13 protein-coding genes are annotated in these 18,184 nt (G+C 72.2%); 4 read left to right on the plus strand and 9 right to left on the minus strand.

The window, feature by feature from the left end; genetic code table 11:
• Positions 1-7: 7 nt before the first annotated feature.
• From BJP65_RS02920 to BJP65_RS02935, 4 genes are read right to left on the minus strand one after another with little or no spacing between them, the layout of a single operon-like run.
• Positions 8-1,633, minus strand: a complete 1,626-nt coding sequence (locus tag BJP65_RS02920; protein ID WP_070408147.1) for an ABC transporter ATP-binding protein — start codon at positions 1,631-1,633, stop codon at positions 8-10.
• The gene (locus BJP65_RS02925) at positions 1,630-2,616 is read right to left on the minus strand and encodes an ABC transporter permease (RefSeq protein ID WP_083285675.1); all 987 of its coding nucleotides are present in this window, start codon (positions 2,614-2,616) and stop codon (positions 1,630-1,632) included. Before BJP65_RS02925 ends, BJP65_RS02920 begins: the two co-directional genes overlap by 4 nt.
• The gene (locus BJP65_RS02930) at positions 2,613-3,578 is read right to left on the minus strand and encodes an ABC transporter permease (RefSeq protein WP_055835414.1); all 966 of its coding nucleotides are present in this window, start codon (positions 3,576-3,578) and stop codon (positions 2,613-2,615) included. Before BJP65_RS02930 ends, BJP65_RS02925 begins: the two co-directional genes overlap by 4 nt.
• Before the next feature lie 57 nt (positions 3,579-3,635).
• Complete coding sequence (locus BJP65_RS02935; RefSeq protein WP_055937300.1) at positions 3,636-5,165, minus strand: ABC transporter substrate-binding protein; 1,530 nt, start codon at positions 5,163-5,165, stop codon at positions 3,636-3,638.
• A 160-nt stretch (positions 5,166-5,325) separates the two neighbouring features.
• Between BJP65_RS02935 and BJP65_RS02940 the strand changes: the two genes are divergently transcribed.
• Positions 5,326-5,955, plus strand: coding sequence for a DUF1028 domain-containing protein (locus BJP65_RS02940; RefSeq protein WP_070408148.1), 630 nt, complete (start codon positions 5,326-5,328; stop codon positions 5,953-5,955).
• A 6-nt stretch (positions 5,956-5,961) separates the two neighbouring features.
• Here BJP65_RS02940 and BJP65_RS16740 read toward each other — a convergent pair whose 3' ends face one another.
• Together BJP65_RS16740 and BJP65_RS16745 are read right to left on the minus strand one after the other, a co-directional pair.
• Positions 5,962-7,524 (minus strand): S8 family peptidase, encoded by a 1,563-nt coding sequence (locus BJP65_RS16740; protein ID WP_070408149.1) that lies wholly within the window; start codon positions 7,522-7,524, stop codon positions 5,962-5,964.
• Positions 7,525-7,547: 23 nt separating this feature from the next.
• The gene (locus BJP65_RS16745) at positions 7,548-8,912 is read right to left on the minus strand and encodes a hypothetical protein (protein ID WP_070408150.1); all 1,365 of its coding nucleotides are present in this window, start codon (positions 8,910-8,912) and stop codon (positions 7,548-7,550) included.
• Positions 8,913-9,178: 266 nt separating this feature from the next.
• Here BJP65_RS16745 and BJP65_RS02955 point away from each other — a divergent pair, with 266 nt between their 5' ends.
• From BJP65_RS02955 to BJP65_RS02965, 3 genes are read left to right on the plus strand one after another with little or no spacing between them, the layout of a single operon-like run.
• Entirely contained in the window at positions 9,179-10,654 is a 1,476-nt protein-coding gene (locus BJP65_RS02955) for a DUF3375 domain-containing protein (protein ID WP_070408151.1), read from the plus strand.
• Entirely contained in the window at positions 10,647-11,501 is an 855-nt protein-coding gene (locus BJP65_RS02960) for a DUF4194 domain-containing protein (RefSeq protein WP_374754262.1), read from the plus strand. Before BJP65_RS02955 ends, BJP65_RS02960 begins: the two co-directional genes overlap by 8 nt.
• Positions 11,498-14,851: an ATP-binding protein gene (locus tag BJP65_RS02965; RefSeq protein WP_070408152.1), complete on the plus strand. Its 3,354-nt coding sequence runs from the start codon at positions 11,498-11,500 to the stop codon at positions 14,849-14,851. The genes BJP65_RS02960 and BJP65_RS02965 overlap by 4 nt, the downstream gene beginning before the upstream one ends.
• Positions 14,852-15,198: 347 nt before the next feature.
• On the opposite strand, the gene BJP65_RS02970 is transcribed toward BJP65_RS02965, so the two are convergent.
• From BJP65_RS02970 to BJP65_RS02980, 3 genes are all read right to left on the minus strand, one after another.
• Positions 15,199-15,591: a VOC family protein gene (locus BJP65_RS02970; RefSeq protein WP_070408153.1), complete on the minus strand. Its 393-nt coding sequence runs from the start codon at positions 15,589-15,591 to the stop codon at positions 15,199-15,201.
• A 45-nt stretch (positions 15,592-15,636) separates the two neighbouring features.
• Complete coding sequence (locus BJP65_RS02975) at positions 15,637-17,481, minus strand: HNH endonuclease signature motif containing protein (protein WP_070408154.1); 1,845 nt, start codon at positions 17,479-17,481, stop codon at positions 15,637-15,639.
• A 334-nt stretch (positions 17,482-17,815) separates the two neighbouring features.
• The gene (locus tag BJP65_RS02980; protein WP_156784792.1) at positions 17,816-18,166 is read right to left on the minus strand and encodes a hypothetical protein; all 351 of its coding nucleotides are present in this window, start codon (positions 18,164-18,166) and stop codon (positions 17,816-17,818) included.
• Positions 18,167-18,184: the final 18 nt, after the last annotated feature.

Here is an 18,184-nt window from a genome sequence, read left to right on the forward strand (position 1 = left end):
ATCGCCGTCATGCCCGTACGCGCGGACCGTCGGGCGGCACCGCGGCCAGCAGGGCGCGCGTGTAGTCCTCGCGGGGATGGGCGAACAGCTCGGCCGCGGGCGCTGCCTCGACCACCCTGCCGCCCCGGAGCACGACGACGTCGTGGCTCATCTGCTGCACGATCGCGAGATCGTGGGCGATGAACAGGTACGTCAGCCCCTGCTCGAGCTGCAGGCGCCGGAGCAACTGCAGGACCCGCGCCTGCACCGAGACGTCGAGCGAGGCCGTGGCCTCGTCGAGGATCATCAGTTCGGGCTCGAGGGCCAGGGCGCGGGCGATCGAGACCCGCTGACGCTGGCCGCCCGACAGCTCGTGCGGGTAGCGGCGCGCGAACGCCGGGTCGAGGTCGACGAGGGTGAGCAGCTCCGCGACGCGGGCCGAGCGCGCGGTGGCCGTCGCCCCGCCGAGCCGGTGCACGCGGAGCGGTTCGGCGATCGCATCCGCGACGGTGCGGCGGGGGTCGATCGAGGCGAAGGGGTCCTGGAACACCATCGCCACGCGTCGACGCTCGCGCCGCCGCGCGCGCAGCACGTCGCGCACCTCCGGTCCCTGCGCATCGGCGAGGGTCGCGGTGCCCGCGTGCGGGGCGATCAGCCCCGTGAGGGCGTTCGCGATGGTCGACTTGCCCGACCCCGACTCCCCCACCAGGGCCAGGGTCGTTCCGCGGCGCACCGTGAACGAGACGTCGTCGACGGCGTGCACCGTGCGGCGCCCCGCGGGCGTCTGCACGGCGAAGCGCACGTCCAGCCCCGCCACGCGCAGCAGCGGGGCCGCCGCGGGCGCGGGGGCGGGACCGGCTCCGGCCACGACCCGGGGACGCGCCGCGAGGAGCTCCTTCGTGTAGGCGTGGTGCGGGTCGGCGTACACCTCGGCGAGCGCGCGCTGCTCGACGGCCTCGCCGCCGCGGAGCACGAGCACGTCGTCGGCGACCTGCCCGATGACGCCGAGGTCATGGCTGATCCACACCACCGCGGTCCCGCGGTCGCGCTGCAGCTCGCGCACGAGGTCGAGGATCTGCGCCTGGGTCGTCACGTCGAGGGCGGTGGTCGGCTCATCGGCCACGAGCAGGGCCGGATCGCACGCCAGGGCGATCGCGATCATCACGCGCTGCTTCTGCCCGCCCGAGAACTGGTGCGGGTAGGCCTCGACGCGCTCCTGGGGGTCCGGGATGCCGACGGCCTCGAGCAACTCGATGGCTCGGGTGTGCGCTGCCCGGCGGGAGAGTCCCCGGTGCACCTCGAGGGACTCCGCGATCTGCCGCCCCACGGTGAGGAACGGGTTGAGAGAGGTGGAGGGGTCCTGGAAGACGAAGCCCACCGAACCGCCGTGCACCGAGCGGAGCGCGGCTTCCGACGCTCCGACGAGTTCGAGGCCCGCGGCATCCGGGCTCGTCCGCAGCACGCTGGAGCCGCTCACCCGTCGCCCCGGCGCGTCGATGAGCCCGGTGGCGGCGAGCACCGTGAGCGACTTACCGGAACCCGACTCCCCCACGATGCCGAGGGTCTGGCCCCGCTCCACCGAGAAGTCCAGGCCCCGCACGATCGCGGTCTCGCCGATCGCGACGCGCAGATCGCGCACTTCGAGAACGTTCATCGTGTGCTCTTTCCGTCACGGTGCGTCGGAGTCGATCGGCGCGAGAGGGCGGCGGCGACGCGTTCTCGCCGGCGCTGGCCCTGGCGCGCTTCGATGATGGTGCGCTGGCGGGGGTCGAGGCCGTCGCGCAGACCGTCGCCCAGCAGGTTGAATGCGAGGGCGGTGACGAAGATCGCCGCTCCCGGGAACACGCTCATCCACCACGCCTGGGCGAGGAAGCCCTGCGCGGTGAACAGCATCCCGCCCCACGACGGCGCGGGCGGCTGGATGCCGAGGCCGAGGAACGACAGCGCCGCCTCGGAGAGGATCGCGAACGCGAGCGAGAGCGAGGTCTGCACCACCACCGGACCGCCGATGTTCGGCAGCACGTGGCGCACGAGGATCATCGGGGCGGGCGTGCCCATGCTGCGCGAGACCTGCACGAACGGCGACGTCCGCAGCGACAACGTGCTGGCCCGGGCGACGCGGGCGAAGATCGGCGTGTAGACGACGCCGATGGCGATGGTCGTGGTGAGCATGCCCGGCTCGAAGATCGCGATGATGGCGAGCGCCAGCAGCAGCACGGGGAAGGCGAACATCACGTCGACCACGCGCATGAGGGTCGCATCGACCGCGCCGCCCGCGTAGCCGGCGACCACGCCCAGCAGCAGGCCCAGCACCAGCGCGAGGGCGACGGCGATCACGGCGATCGTGAGCGACGTGGATGCCGCCCGCAGCACGCGCGAGAACACGTCGCGGCCGAGCTCGTCGGTGCCGAACCAGTGGGCCGGGCTCGGCGCGGCGAGCGCTCGGGAGACGTCGATCTCGTTCACGCCGTACGGGGCGATCCAGGGGGCGAGCAGCGCGGCGACCACGATGACCGCGAGCACGACGGCGGCGGCCACGGTGAGGGGGTTCGCGGCGAGCAGGCGCCACGACGCCACGCGGGCGGGGGTCGCGGGCGCAGCCGCGGCGGGGACGAGGGCGGGGTCGGTGGCGCTCATGCGGCTCGGATCCTCGGGTCGACGACGGCGTACAGCACGTCGACGATCAGGTTGACGACGATGAACATGACGGCCACCAGCAGCACGGCCCCCTGGATGAGGGGGTAGTCGCGCGCCGCGACCGCGTCGTAGACCAGGCGGCCGAGGCCCGGCCAGGCGAAGACCACCTCGACGACGATCACCCCGCCGAGGATGGTGGCGAGCTGGATGCCGGCGATCGTCAGCACCGGCACCAGTGCTCCGCGCACGATGTGCCGCGAGACGACGATGCGGCGGGGCAGCCCCTTCGACACCGCGGTGCGCACGTATCCGGCCGACGCCACGTCGATGACGGCCGCGCGGATGTAGCGCGTCATGATGGCGCCCGCGACGAGGCCCACGGTGAGTCCGGGCAGCGCGACCTGTCGCAGCCACCCCGCCGGGTCGTCGGTCAGGGCGACGTACCCGCTGGCGGGGAGCCATCCGAGGGTCACGGAGAAGAGGGAGATCAGCAGCATCCCGAGCCAGAAGTCGGGGATCGAGACGCCGAACTGGCTGCTCACCCGCACGATGACGTCACTCACGCGTCCCTCGCGGAGGGCGGAGTACACCCCGGCGGGGAGCGAGATGAGCAGGGCGACGACGAGCCCGACGACGGCGAGGGACACCGTGGCGGGCAGGCGCTGGAGGAGGGTCGTGGTGATCGGCTGACCGTTTCGGAAGCTGACGCCGAAGTCGCCGGTGACGGCGTGCAGGACGTACGAGACGAACTGCTCGGGCAGGGGGCGGTCGAGACCGGACGCCGTACGCAGCGCCTCGTACGCCTCGGGGGTGTACCGGGTGCCCAGGGCCAGCCGCACCGGGTCACCGGGGACGAGGTGCACCAGGGCGAACACGACGATCAGCACACCGAGCAGCACCACGGCCGACGACAGCACGCGCGTGCCGATGAATCGGAGCACCTGTGCGGGGGCGATCCTCATGGGTCCCTCCTCTGTTCGAGCCGTGGGGGCGCCGACCCGGCGCCCCCACGGCGGGGATCACTTGTCGAGGCTGGTGCCGGCGAAGCGGATCGCGCGGTCGGCCCGGGTCTCGTACCCCGTCACGGCCGGCGACCACACCTGGGTCACCGAGGGGTTGTAGAGGTAGATGTAGCTGGCCTTGTCGGCGATGATCGTCGCAGCGTCCGCGTACAGCTTCTTGCGGGCGTCGGCGTCGGTCTCGACCCGACCGGCGTCGAGCAGGCGGTCGACGTCGGGGTCCGAGAACTTCTGCGCGTTGCTCGCACCGTCGGTGTGGTGCTGGGAGTAGTAGAAGTCGTCGGGGTCGATGTTGCCGAGCCACCCCATCATCAACATGTCGAAGTTGCCGGAGTTCTGCTCGTCGAGCCAGGTGGAGAAGTCGGGCTGACGGATCTGCACCTGGATGCCGAGGGGTTCGAGGTTGGCGGCGATGATCTGGGCCGCGGTCACGGTCTCGGGGTAGTCGCTCGTGGCGAGCAGGTCGAGCGTCCCGCCGGTGTACCCGGCCTCGGCGAGCAGCTGCTTCGCCTTATCGACATCGGTGGAGTACTGGTCGTACTCCGTGTACCAGACGCTCTGCGTCGGGATGGCGAGCTGGTTCTTCTCGGCGGTGCCGTAGCTGACGGCCTGCACGATGGCATCCCGATCGATGGCGTACGCGATCGCCTGGCGGACGCGCACGTCGCTCCACGGCTGCTTGGCCTCGTTGAGCGCGAGGTACCAGTAGTCGCTGGAGGGGGTGAGGCCGAGGGTCACCGCACTGTCGCTCCCGAGCTGCTCGACCTGCTGGGCGGGCACCACGTCGGTCCAGTCTATGTCGCCGGCCTTGAGCGAGGCGAGGGCGGTCGCCGGTTCCGAGATGAAGCGGTACTCCACGCCGCCCAGCGACGGTGCGCCACCCCAGTAGTCGGGGTTGGCGGTGAGGGTGATGTGATCGCCGGCGGTGTAGTCGCTGAGCGAGAAGGGGCCGGTGCCGACGGGCGCGGTGGTGATGTCGCCCGATTCGACGTTGGCCTTCTCGACGATCGCCATGCCCTTGAAGCCGCCGAGGTTCGACAGCAGGTTCGGGGTGGGCTGGGTGACGGTGATGACGACGGTGGCGTCGTCGGGGGCGGCGACGTCGGCGACGGTGGCGAACTTCCACGCGTTGGAGAGCTCTTCGTCGATGATGCGGCGGTAGGAGTAGACGACGTCTTCGCTGGTGAAGGCGGAACCGTCGTGGAACGTGACGCCGTCCCGCAGGTGGAAGGTCCACGTGAGCTGGTCGTCGCTGGTCTCCCAGCTCTCGGCGAGCGCGGGCTGCATCTCGAGCGCCGCGTCGGGCGCGACGAGGGTGTCGTAGACGTTCTCGAGCACCTCGAACGCGAAGTACGACGTCGTCTTCTGCGGGTCGAGCTGGTCGGGCTCACCGCCGATCGCGGCGACGAGGGTCTGGCCGGAGGCGGTGCCGGAGTCGCCGAGGTCCACGCCCTGACCGGCCGAGCAGCCGGCGAGGGCGAGGGTCGCGGCGAGCGCGCCGGCGATGCCGAGTGTGATGCGCGTGTTCATGTGGATGCCAATCGGGTGAGCGAATCATCATTTAGATGATGTTTCGATCAGTATGTGCAAGCATGGGGACGGACACAAGCCCCGGCCGGCACCGAAACACGATCTTCACAAACCGCCGTCGTCCCCCCGGGCGCCCCTCGCCGACCCCTCGGGAGCATCCATGACCTTCACCGTCCTCGGCCGCGACCCTCTGCGCGGGCGGATCGGCGCCGCCACCGCGAGCAGATCGCTCGCCGTCGGCGCCTCGGTGCTCGCGGTCGCCCCGGCGGTGGGCGTCGTGGCGAGTCAGGCGTGGACCAACCGCTCGTTGCGTGCGCTGCTGCTCGACGAGATGCGGGCGGGATCCGACGCGGCCGCGGCGGTCGCGCGCGTCCCCGACTGGGACGACGGGTCGCGCCTGCGGCAGGTCGCCGTGCTCGGCTGGGCCGGCGACGGTGCGGCGCGCTCCGGCGCCGACATCACCGCCTGGGCGGGCCACCGGGTGGGGCCGGATGCCGTCTTCGTCGGCAACCTGCTCGTCGGCGGCGAGGTGCTCGAGGCGATGGCCGAGACCTGGACGGCGACGGCCGGAATCGATCTGGCGGACCGGCTGCTGGAGACGCTCGCCGCGGGCGACGGGGCCGGGGGCGATGCGCGGGGCCGCCAGAGCGCCGCACTGCTGGTGGCCTCCCGCACAGACACCCTGCTCGATCTGCGCGTCGACGACCACACCGACCCTGTTCCGGAGCTGGCGCGCCTCCGCCGCCTCGCGGGGCAGGATGCCGAGGCACCCGCCCGCGCCCGGTGGTGAGGGGCGCTACGGCGCGGTGTACTCGGTGGTGACCGTCTCGGTCGTCGACGCCGTCCCCGCCGGCATCCGCACCGTGCCCGTGACGCTCACGCTGTAGGTGCGACCGGATGCCACCTCGGTGAAGACGGTCGATCCGTGAAGACCCGCGACGACCACGGGATAGGCGCGACCGGTCGAGGTGTCGGTCACCGTCACCGAGAAGGCGGTGGGCGTGCCGATGTCGTTGGTGGTCCAGGCCAAGGCGACACCCGCGGGGTCGGCGGTGGCCGTCAGCGCGGTGATGCGGGGAACAGCGGGGAGGGCGGCCAGCAGGTTCGGCGTCCCGGCCGGGAGATCGGCCACGTGGCCGGTCGCCGCCGCCGTCGTCAGCGCGGCCTGCACCTCGGCCGGGCCCCACGCGGGGTGCAGCTGACGCAGACGGGCCGCGAGGCCGGCGACGTGCGGCGTGGCCATCGACGTCCCGTCGAACACCGCAGTCGAGGAGTCGAGGTAGGTCGAGGTGATCCCCGAGCCGGGGGCGAGGATGTCGACGCACGGACCGTAGTTGCTGTACCACGCGAGGGTGCGGCTCGAGTCGATCGCCCCGACGGTCAGCAGATCGGGAGCGCCGGCGGGCGAGACGTTGCACGCGTCCTGCGTCTCGTTGCCGGCGGCGACGACGATCACGAAGCCGAGCTCGATCCCGTCGTCGATGATGTCGTCGACGAAGGCGTTGCGCGGCAGACCGAGGCTCATGTTGATGACCGCGTTCGCCCCGTCGTGGTTGTCGTAGATCCAGAACATGGCGTACAGCAGGGCGAGGCCCGAGCCCTCTCGACCACAGCCGAGCACGCGAACGGGCACGATTCGCACGTCTTTGGCGACGCCGTATGTGGTGCTGCCGACCGTGCCCGCCACGTGGGTTCCGTGACCGTTGCAGTCCTCGGTGCCCCGACCGTCGTCGACCTCGCTGTGACCGTTGGCGGCGTCGACGCGTCCCCCGAAGTCGGGATGCGAGGACTGCACGCCGCTGTCGACGATGAACGCCGTGACGCCGGCTCCCGTGGAGTCGTACAGGTAGTGGTCGTCGGTGAGCGCGGCGGTGTTGTCGACGGCGTCCAGACCCCACGAGGGGGTGGGGGTTTGATCCGCGGATGCCGTGACGATCTCGTTGGGCAGGAAGCGGGCCTCGGGGATCACCGCGAGGATCGCCGGCACCTCGGTGGCGGGCACGGCGACGTAGACCGTGTCGCCGCGCGTGACGGGGCTCACCTCCGAGACGTCCGGCAGGGCGCGAAGCTGGTCGTAGCGCGCGGTCGGCACGGCGACGAGGTCGTACGACAGCTCGATCCGCAGCCGCTCCTCTTCGGTGGCGTCCGCGGGGATGCCGATCGCCTCCGACCACGACGGGGTCGCCGCCGCGACCGCGGGCGCCGGCGGCGGCGAGGCCGCGGCCTCCGGTGTCGGGGGGACGGAGGGCCACACACCGACCACGCCGGCGGTGGTCAGCAGGGCCCCGACGATGCCGACCGCCCACCAGCGACGAGCACCGGACGGGCGACGCCCGGGCGGGCGAGGAGTGGGGGTCACGGGTTCTCCTTCGTGCGGACGGCTCAACATGAGGGCGCCACGGATGCGAGGGGGATGACGATCTGGGACGACCCCGACGCCGCAGGCGCGGGGTACCCGACCGCGGCCACGCCGGTGGCGACCACGCCGTCGCCGTCGCGGTGGATGCTCTCGCCGAGCAGGAACAGGTCGGCACCGATCGGGGTCGCACCGTTCGGGACGGCCGTGGCTTCGCGCACGGTGTTGCCCGACACCATGAACAGCGCCGGCGCCCCCGCCGCGGTGACGACGGGCAGCAGGCGCTCGCCGATGTACGACGGGTTCGGGGTGAGGGTCCCCCACGACGCGATTCCCGTGGCCACGACACCGGCGCCGTAGGGGCAGTCGCCGTCCCAACTCACCCGGTAGATCGAGCCGTCGGCGGCGAACAGGTCGCCGGCGACCGGCGTCGCGCCCGGCGGTGGTCCCGCGGGACCGCCGAACTCGAAGGCGGCGCGCGTCTCGTCGAGCGGGGTGCGCAGCAGTCGCGGCGTCCCGTCCAGGGCGCGGTAGGGCAGCTCGAACTGTCCGGTGCCGCCCGCGCCCTGCTCGTGCTCGAGCAGCTGGCCGTAGGCGGAGACATCGGTGGCGATCGCGACACCGGCGCGGTACACGGTCGTGCCCGCCAGGAACAGATCGGCCGCCACGGGCGTCGCCCCGGAGGGGACGCCGACGACGGGGACGACCGTTCCGGCCTGCGTGTCGTAGACCGCGGCGGAGCCGTCTTCGAGGCGCAGGGGCAGCAGGAAGGCCCCGTTCTTCGCGGGCGCCTCGGCGAGGGCGCCTGCGGCTGCCACCTCGGCGTGCACGACGCCGACACCGGCGCGGTAGAGCGCGGCGTCGTGCAGGAAGAGGTCGTGGGCGAGGGGTACCGCCCCCGCGGGCACGAGCGAGACCGCCGACAGCGTCCCCGGCGTCGTCAGCAGCCGGCCGCTGAACGCGGTGAGGGTGGCCGAAGCACTCGTCGCGCCACTCGCCGAGGCGGCGAGGGTGCCGGTCGCGCCGCTGCCCGGAACGTGGATGGTGCCGCACGGGGCGGTGCCGTCGGCGTCGGTGACGACGGTGGCCGTGACGGCGGCCGCATCGAAGGTGTAACCGTCGGAGAGCTGGAGCACCACGCTCACCCCCGCCTGGGGGACGCCGCCCGTGGCCGCGTGGACGACGGCGTCGGTGATGTCCTCGCACGGCACTCCCGCGTATGCGCCGGACGAGAACGACAACGTCACCCCCGACACCGCGAAGGCCGGGCTCGTGACCACGAGCGCGATCGCGGGAACCGCCCACGTGCCCGCCACCACCACGGCGCGCCGACTCGGGACGGCACCGGACAGATCGATCCGAGCCCGGGGGCCGTCGAGGTTGTGACGCACCGGTCATCCTTCCCGTCGTCGGCCGCGGGGCGACCGGCGCCGTGGCACACGGCGTTCTCGCGACGATGCCCGGGGCGACGGGCGGCTCCCGCGGGCGGCCGGGAGGGCCGGAGCGGGTGAGCGGCCCCGCGGACGCGGCATCCGGCTGCCGTTCCCGACGCACGGTGCGCGCCCGAGACGGCAGGGCTCACCCGGAACATCACCCGTCGTGGCGCGCGACCTCGCCGTTAAGGCGGCGCGGGCGGGGCGCCGGTAGACTCGAGCCAGTGAGCAGCACCCGAACCGAAGCCGCGTACCTGCGCTCGGTGACGGCGTTCAAGAACCCCACGCTCGACCTGCTGCACGGGCGCTTCGCCCCCTTCGTCGTGGCCGTGCTCTCGGTGGTCTTCACCCCCGACCGCGCGGCGGTCACCGTCGCCGACGCGCACGTCGAGGTCGCCGAGGCCATCGACGAGCTGCGCGCGGCGGGCTACGACACCGACGACGACCGCCGCATCCCCGCGGGGTCGGCGCGCGAGATCTGTCGCGGCTGGGTGCGCGTGGGCTGGCTCGGTCTGCAGATCGAGGACGACGTCGAGGTGTACCGCCTCTCGGCGCACGCCGTGGGCGCTCTCGAGATCGCCGGTCGCGCCGGCGGCGGCCGCGCCCGTGTCTCCCGCTCGCGCGTGCGCACGCTTCTCGACGCGGTCGAGCGCCTCGCCCGCGACGCCGAGAGCGACCCCGCCCGACGCCGCGAGGCACTTCTCGAGGAGCGGGCGGCCCTCGATGCCGAGATCGCCGCGCTGGAGGAGGGCGTCGTCGAGCCCCTCGACGACGACCACCTGCTCGAAGAGGCCGAGAACGTCATCCACCTCGCGCGCGAGTTGCCCGCGGACTTCTCGCGCGTGGCGGAGTCGATCGCCGCGATGCAGCGCGACGTCGTCGCCGAGCTCCGCCGCGACGTGCGTCCCACCGGCGAGGTGCTGCGCGAGTATCTCGAGCGCGGGCGTCAGGTGATGCAGGCCACCCCCGAGGGTCGAGCCTTCCAGGGCGCGCTGCGTCTGATCGGCGACCCCGAGAACATCGACGACCTCACCGACCAGCTGCACGCCGTGCTCGCCCAGCCCTTCTCGCGGCTGATGACCCCCGACCAGCGGGCCGAGCTCGACGCCATCGCCCGGCGCGTCGAAGCGGGCGTGCAAGAGGTGCTCACCGCCCAGCGGCGGGCCTCGCACGTCATCACCGCGCAGGTGCGCACGCACGATCCCATCCGCGATCGCCAGGTCGACGACCTGCTGCGCGGCGTGATGGCGGGGCTCCACCGCTGGAGCCAGACCAAGACGCCCGGTCGCGTCGAGCCCGTGCGCACGCTCCCGCTCGCCGACATCGGGCACCTGCGCCAGTCGCTCAGCGACGTGCGTCCGGCCGGGGCGCCGGCGCCGTTGGCATCGGCAGACGTCGAGGCCGAGTTCGTCGACGCCGACACCCGCGCCTGGGGCGGCCCGCACTACGCCGAGCTCGAGGCGTACGTCGCCACGCTCGGCGACGGCTTCGATCTGGCGACCGCCTTCTCGGGCGGCTCCGCCGACACCCGCCGCCCGGTCGATCTGGTCGGCCTGCTCGAGATCGTGCATCGCGGGGGGCTCACCGAGACCGACGACGTCTCGATCGTCGAGGCCGTACGCCCCGACGGCACCACCCGGCGCTTCGCCTTCGGGGCGGTCAGAGCGAACAGCTTGCGAGAAAGGGATGCCGATGACTGACGAGGACGTGTTCGCACCCTCCCGCGCGCGCCACGGCGCCGACGCCCCCGCTTCCTCGACGACGGCACCATCGCCGGATGCCGAGGTCTCCCCCGGCGGCACGGAGTCCTCCGCCTTCATCGCCCCGGTCGCGATGGAGAACGACCCCGACGCGCTGTTCCCGGGAGATCGCGGCATCCTGGACTCCGAGGTGCGGCGCGTGCTCGTGCGCATCCTGCAGCGCCGGTTCCTGAGCGCCGAGAACTCCCCCGCCGAGTGGAAGCTGCTGCTCGAGCACCAGCAGATGATCGAGTCGCGTCTGAACGATCTATTCGTGCGGCTCGTCGTCGACCACGCGCGGGGCGTCGCGTACAAGGAGCAGGTGCGCAGCGACGAGATCGACGTGCCCATCCTGCTGAAGGACGAGGCGTACTCGCGCGCCGAGACGCTCGTGCTCGTGTACCTGCGGACGGTGTTCCAGCGCGAGACGACCGCCGGCACCGCGTCGGCGCGCGTCGACGTCGAAGAGGTCGAGCAGACCGTGCTGACGTATTTCGCCGAGACCGACGGCACGCGCGCCAGTCAGCAGCGGGCCGTGCGCACCGCGATCGCGCGACTGGACCGCGAGGGCATCATCGAGGAGGAGTCCGAGGGGCGGTACCGCATCGGACCGCTCATCGAGGTCGTGCTCAGCGCCGAGACGCTTCGCGAACTGCAGCTCTGGTTGGACGAGCAGACCCAGGATGCCGGGAGCCCACGCGAGGGCGGCGTCGTGGCACCCGCTCTCGACGAGCAGACACAGGATGCCGAGGCTGCCGGTGACCGCGAGGTCGCGGCATCCGGAACGTTCGAGGGAGACCCCCGATGACCATGCTCGAGACCCTGTTCGGCCTCATTCCTGCCGCCTCGCGCGGACAGCAGTGGGTGGCCGAAGACCTGCAGCTCGTCAACTGGGGCGGCTACGACGGGACGCATCGCGTGCGCTTCGCCCCCACCGCGACGCTGCTCTGCGGCGGGTCGGGTTCGGGCAAGTCGACGCTGATGGACGCGTACGTCGCGCTCATGATGCCGCACACCACCCCGTTCAACGGCGCCTCCAACGGTGCGGTGGTGGGGCGCCCGCGCGGGCAGGAGCAGCGCAACATCCTCTCGTACGGCCGCGGCAAGCTCGATGAGTCGCGCACCGACGAGGGCACGAAGATCCGGGTGCTGCGCGGCGACGGTGTCGACACGTGGACCGCGATCGCGATGACCTGGGCCGACCACGACGGCGCCCGCTTCACCGCGGTGCGCGCCTGGTACATCCCCGCCGCCGCCCGCACGCTCGACGACGCCGTCAAGGTGCGCGCCACCGTGCACGGCGCGTTCGACCTGCGCGACCTGGAGCGGGCGGCGCAGCAGCACCTGTCCGACGCGGCGGTGCGGGCGACGGGACTCGACACCCTCGCCACCGACCGCGAGTTCTCGGCCCGGCTGCACGGCGTGCTCGGCATCGGCGCGGCGGGGGCGGGCACGAAGGCGATGAGCCTGCTCGCGCGCATCCAAGCCGGGCAGCAGATCACCACCGTCGACGACCTCTACAAGCGCATGGTGCTCGAAGAGCCCGAGACCCTCACCGTCGCCGACGCCGTCGTGTCGCACTTCGACGGGCTCGAGTCGACGCGCACGCGCATGCTCGAGGCGCGCCAACAGGTGCGGGCGCTGCAGCCCATCCGCGCGATTAAGACGCGCATCGACGAGGCCGCCGAACGTCTGCGGCTGATCGACGCGCTCGGACGCTTCACCGACCCCGACTCGCGCGCCTCGCTCTGGCGGGCGCAGCGCCGGGTCGATCTGCTCGGCGCGGTCGAGGCCGAGCTGCGCGACCGCACGCACGCCACCGACGCGCTCGTGCGCGAACGCCAGGCCCTCGCCGACGCCGCCGAAGCCGAGCGCGAGGGCCTCGGCGACGTGCTGCGCGCGGCCGGCGGTGATCGGCTCGACGCCGCCCAGCGCGAGCTCCGCACGCTCGAGCGGCGCCTGGCCGGCATGCAGCGCGACCGGGAGCGCTTCGAGGCGGCGCTCGCGGTGCTGCAGACCGAGGTGTCGACCGAGAAGCAGTTCGCCGCCCTCGTGGACGACGCGCGCCGCACCCTCGGTGACGCGGAGGCCAAGACGGCCGTCCGCGACGCGTTCGTCGCCGCCAGCAGCACCCACACCGACCTTCGCCAGCAGCTCGCCGCCCTCGAGGCCGAGCACCGCCGCACGCAGACCCGCGACGACAACATCCCGCCCCGCCTGCACGAGGCCCGCGAGGCCCTGGCCGAGGCCGCCGGTCTGACCGCCGCCGAGCTGCCCTTCGTCGCCGAGCTCGTGGACGTGCGCACCGAGTACGAGCCGTGGCGCGGGGCCTTCACCCTCGCCCTCGGGGGGTTCGCGACGACCCTTCTCGTGGATGCCGCGCACCTGGCATCGTTCCGCGCGGCGATCGACGGCGTCCGGCTGTCGGAGCGCCTGCGGTTCGAGGGCGTGTCGACCGGGCTCCCCGAACGCGGCGGGATGGATCCGGCGACCCTTCCCGGGCGTCTGGAATTCCGCGCCTCGCTCTTCACCGGGTGGCTGCAGGACCGGCTCGAGCAGCAGTTCGCGTTCGTCTGCGTGGATGCCGCGTCGGAGTTGTCTCGGCACCGCCTGGCGCTCACCATCTCGGGGCAGACGAGCCAGGGTGCACGCGGCGCGCACGGGGGGTCGATCCGTCAGAGCGTGCTCGGGTTCTCGTCGCGCGTGCGGTTGACCGAGCTCGGCGAGCAGATCGTCACCGCGCGCCGCGCCCTCACGGCCGCCAAAGCCACGGTCGACGAGGCCTCCACCGCCCTCGACGCGTTCGACGAGCGGCGCAGCGCCCTCGAGAAGATCGCCGACCTGTCATGGGACCAGGTGGACGTGGCATCCGTCCAGCGCGATCTGGACCGCTGGAACGAGACGATCGCCGAGATCACCGCCGGCAATCCCCGCATCGCCGAACTGCAGGAGCAGATCTCGGGCACCCGTGCCCGGGCCGGCCGCCTGCGCGAAGAGATCGGCGGGGCCAAGACCGAACAGCAGGCGATGGCCGCGCGCTGGGCCGAGATCACCGACGACGTCGACGCGGCGCAGATGCTCATCGAACGCGCGGAGGATTCCGAGACCGCCCTCTCGCCCGACGAGGTCGACTACCTCGACGCGCTGTTCGTGGCACCGGGAGCGTCGGACGCGACGCCGTCGCAGCTCCTGGCGAGCTTCGATGCCGCCCTCGAATCCGCCTCCCGACGGTTGCTCGAAGAGCAGCGGTCGGCGCAGGAGACCTGGGGCGACCAGCGCGAGAGCCTGCGGCGCACGCTCATCGCGTTCACCGACCGGTGGCCGAGTCCGAACCTGCTCGCCGACCCCGACGAGTCGCTCGGCGACTTCGAGCGGATCCTCGCCGATCTCGAAGCGAGCGGCCTGCACGAGCTCGAAGCGGAGTGGCGCGACAGTCTGCTGCGCCTGTCGGGCAACGACCTGACGAGCCTCGACTCGGCGCTGACACGGGCGCTGCGCGACATCCGGGAGCGGATCGCGCCGATCAACGACATCATGCAGGACCTGCCGTTCTACGACGACGAGCACCGCCTGCAGATCGTGCCGCGCGAGGGGCAGTCCGAGGTGCGTCGCCGTTTCCGTCGCGAGCTGCGCGACGTGCGTGCGGCGATCGACGCGGCCTCGTCCGACGAGGAACGCGAAGCGGTGTACACCCGCATGGCGCGCCTCATCAACCGCATCCGTTCGACCGCCCCCGACTTCGCCGACCTCGTCGACGTGCGCAACCACGTGCGGGTGAGCGCCGAGCGCTTCCGCGCCGACACCGGCGAGCACGTCGCCCTGTACGACCACATCGGTGAGAAGTCCGGCGGAGAGTCGCAGGAGCTCATCGCGTTCATCGTCGGCGCGGCGTTGCGGTACCAGCTCGGGGATGCCGGAGCCGAGCGCCCCCGCTACGCCCCGGTGTTCCTCGACGAGGCGCTGATCAAGGCCGACGCGCACTTCACCAAGCGCGCGATCGGCGCCTGGCGCGGCCTCGGCTTCCAGCTCGTGATCGGCGCCCCGAACGACAAGTACAGCGCGATCGAACCGCACGTCGACGTCGAGTACGACATCTTGAAGGACACGCGCGGACGGTCGTGGGCGAAGGCGAAGGTGGGGGTCGCGGCGGAGGGGTGAGGCGGCGCTGCGGGCTGGGTGGGCCGGGTGGGCCGTCGCTGCGGGCGTCGTAGTCCGGGTGAGCGGGCGCTGCGGGGCGTCGTAGCCGCGCGGCCCGACGGCGGGGCGGGGATTCCCGAACCCGCCGGCCAGCAGGGTCATCGCACACGTTGCGATCCCCGAGGCGACCGCCCTCTCGGCTACGACCACGACAACGACAACGGCCGCAACGTGGTCGAGCGAGGGTGTGACGAGACCACGCGGTGGTGCGGGCTCGCCACCCGATGCGACAAGCTCGCGCTCACCTATCGGGCGGTGTCGTCCTCCGCGCGATCATGCTCTGGCTCAGGGTCACCACGGAGGGATGATCACGACTCGTCGGCAACGACCTCCGCTTTTAAGCCCGCGGAGTTCTCCAGCCAACCGGCGTAGTGATCCGGGCCTCCCGCGTGCGGATATCGCTCCTGATAGAGCGGCCGCCACCCGTGTTGCTGCGCCTGAACCATGATCGCGTCGACCCGGCCGGGCGCACCCGCTTTGAATGCGAGATGGTTCACACCCGGCGCCCTCCGGTCGTGCGCCACCGCGGACAGATTCGGGGAGGTCGTGAGCGTCAGATACGCGTCACCCGCGGCCCAGGACTCTCCCTCGGGCCACTCGCCCTCGCGCTCAAAGCCGAGTTCGCGAAGCAGCCAGCCCCATTCGGCCCGAGCCTCTGCAAGATCCGCGATCCAGACCTCGACATGATGAAATCCTGCCACGCGCGACAGTCTCTCAACCCGTCGTGGCGATGTGAGAGATGCGGCCTAGAACGGCGGTGGATCCTCGGCGATCTCGGCACCGAGCGGCGACGTCCAGCGCAGGTCGCCGGTGTCGGGGTCGCGCGAGGGATTCCACCGAGTCTCGTGACGGATGCGGTGATGATGTCGGCACTCGGGTGCGAGGTTGTCGTCATCGGTGACACCGCCGGCGCTCCACGCGGCCAGGTGATCGAGGTCGCACTCGCGTGCGGGTCGCCCGCATCCCGGGAAGACGCACGTCGGCGAGGTCACGCCCAACCATCGACGCAACGCGGTCGGCACACGGTAGGTCGACCGATCGAGCGCGAGGGGCACGCCCGTCACGGGATGCGTGAGAATCCGCACCCAGGAGGTGGCCTCGCCGGCGAGACGCCGAGCCGTGTCGAGGTCGATCGGGCCGTACCCGTCAAGACGAGCGGGCTCGTCGCCTGCTCCGAGAAGCGTGAGTGCGGGGACCGTGATGACGATCGACGCGCGACGATCCGGGGGCGCGGAGGGCGTCGGCGGAGAGGCTGCGGTCGGCGTTGTGGCAGTCGGCGTGGCGGCAGTAGACACGGCGGCAGTCGGCGGGGCAGCGGCTGGCGGGGCGGCGGCCTGTACCACGGCAGCCGGTACCACGGCAGCCGGCACGGCGGCAGTCGGCACGGAGGTATTCGGCACGGCGGCAGTCGGCACGGCGGTATTCGGCACAGCGAAGGAAGCGCCGTCGCCGGTACGATCACCCGCACTCGCCGGGCGTTCCTCGGCGCGATGGATCGAACCCGTCCCCGCGCGGGACCCGGCCCCGCCCGTGGACCGCGTGAGCAAATCCGCGAAAGCATCGGCCCGCAGCTGCGCGAGCGTTCGGTCCTCATCGGGGGCCACCCGCAGGTGACGGGCCGCGCGATCGACGCGAGCGAGCGCGTCGTGGGCACGATCCGCGGGGAGCAGGGCGGTCAGCGTGGCCATGCCGTCGAGTTCGGCCGCCAGCCACATGCCGCGGTCGCGAGCAGCCCGACGGTGCCGCGTCTGAAGGGACTCGCGGTGCACGCGCTCGCGAAGAGCGCGCGCCGAGACGGAGAACCGCGCGGGTGGAAGACGGAGAGCGCGGTCGAGGGCACCCTCGTCGAACGCCCGCCAGGATTCATGCTCGCTGGAGGCCGGGGCCTGCTCGCCCGAAGCCGGGGCCGGTTCGTCGGACAGCGTTTCAGTGCCGTCCAGCCGCACGTCGGGGAGCGGCGTCGACCCGCCAGAACCAGACGCCGGGCCATCGGCCCCGGTCGGTCCGGTCGGCAGTGACTCGGGCTCGTCGGTCGGCGGCGACTCGGGCTCGTCGGGAAGAGACGTCGCCAGCCGCGCCGACTCGACGGCGTGACGCTCCGAGATCGTGCCGTCGACGAAGGCGTTCCAGACCTCGGGGCAACGGCTCCGCAACGTCTCGGCATGGGCGGCTCGCGTGCGCACCGTCTGCTCCGACAGCCGCAGGCGCGTCGCGATCTCGGCGATCACCGCCCGTTCGGCCATGTCACGCCGGTCGCGGCGCACCGCCGCCACGGTGCGCCGCCTAGGGTCGGTCCACGCGATGTCGAGGGTCGGGTCGGGACCCACCCACGGCTCGGGATCGGCCACCGCCTCGTGGAGCAGCAGTCTCAGGAGGCGGTACTCCGCGGCCGTGGCCCGGTGGCGTTCGCGCACGTGGTGCTCGAGCTCGCCGAGAAGGTGCGCGGGAGTGGGGGTGAGGAGCCACGCGCCGTCCTCGTCGGCGGCGTCGGTCGAACCGTCACCGAACGGGTGGGGGTCGACCAAACCCACGTCGATCGCCCACGCCGTGGCGGCGTCGGCGGACAGGTCTTCATCGCTGGGCCACGGCACGCCCCACCCCGAAGAAACCGGCTGTGACCGGCCTTTCGAAGGTGCCATGGTGTCCATACCCCCAACCTAGCGAGGGGGTACGACATTGCCGCGAGCGGCACCGGCGGAGCCTGCTCGCGCAGAGCGGAGCTCCGGGGAGCTGCGCACACGCGCCTCGCCGCCCGCGAGCCGACCCGCGCGCGGTGCAACACTCCTCACGAGCCGACGCGCGCTGCACTACTCCCACACAAGCCGACCCGCACCGCGAACCGACCCACACCCGCCAGTCGCCACAAGCCACAAGCCACAAGCCACAAGCCCACCCCTACCCGCTGCACCACTCCCCACGAACCCGTCACACCGTAACGAGCACACCCCGCGACACCGCCGTCTGCTCCACGACACCCAACACCTCGCCCAGGCGCCGAACACCCTGCGCCGGGTCGGCGACGACCCGCGACGCGACCGAGCGCACGAGAGCGACCACCCGCGCCGAGGGGACGACCGCGTGGCTCCCGGGAGCGGTGCGGGCTCCGGCGACCGAACCGCCCACGAGCGCCTGGTCCACGGCATCCAGGATCTTGAACAGCCGTTCGTCGTGGCAGCGCTCATCGTCGACACCGATCCACTCGAGCACCGCGGCAATGGTCCACTGGGGAGTGAATGGACTGGGGATGCGATCTGAGGAAGCGGTCGAGAGGGTCATTGGACCAGAATCACCAGG

It is taken from the genome of Microbacterium sp. BH-3-3-3 (assembly GCF_001792815.1).
Classification (GTDB): domain Bacteria; phylum Actinomycetota; class Actinomycetes; order Actinomycetales; family Microbacteriaceae; genus Microbacterium.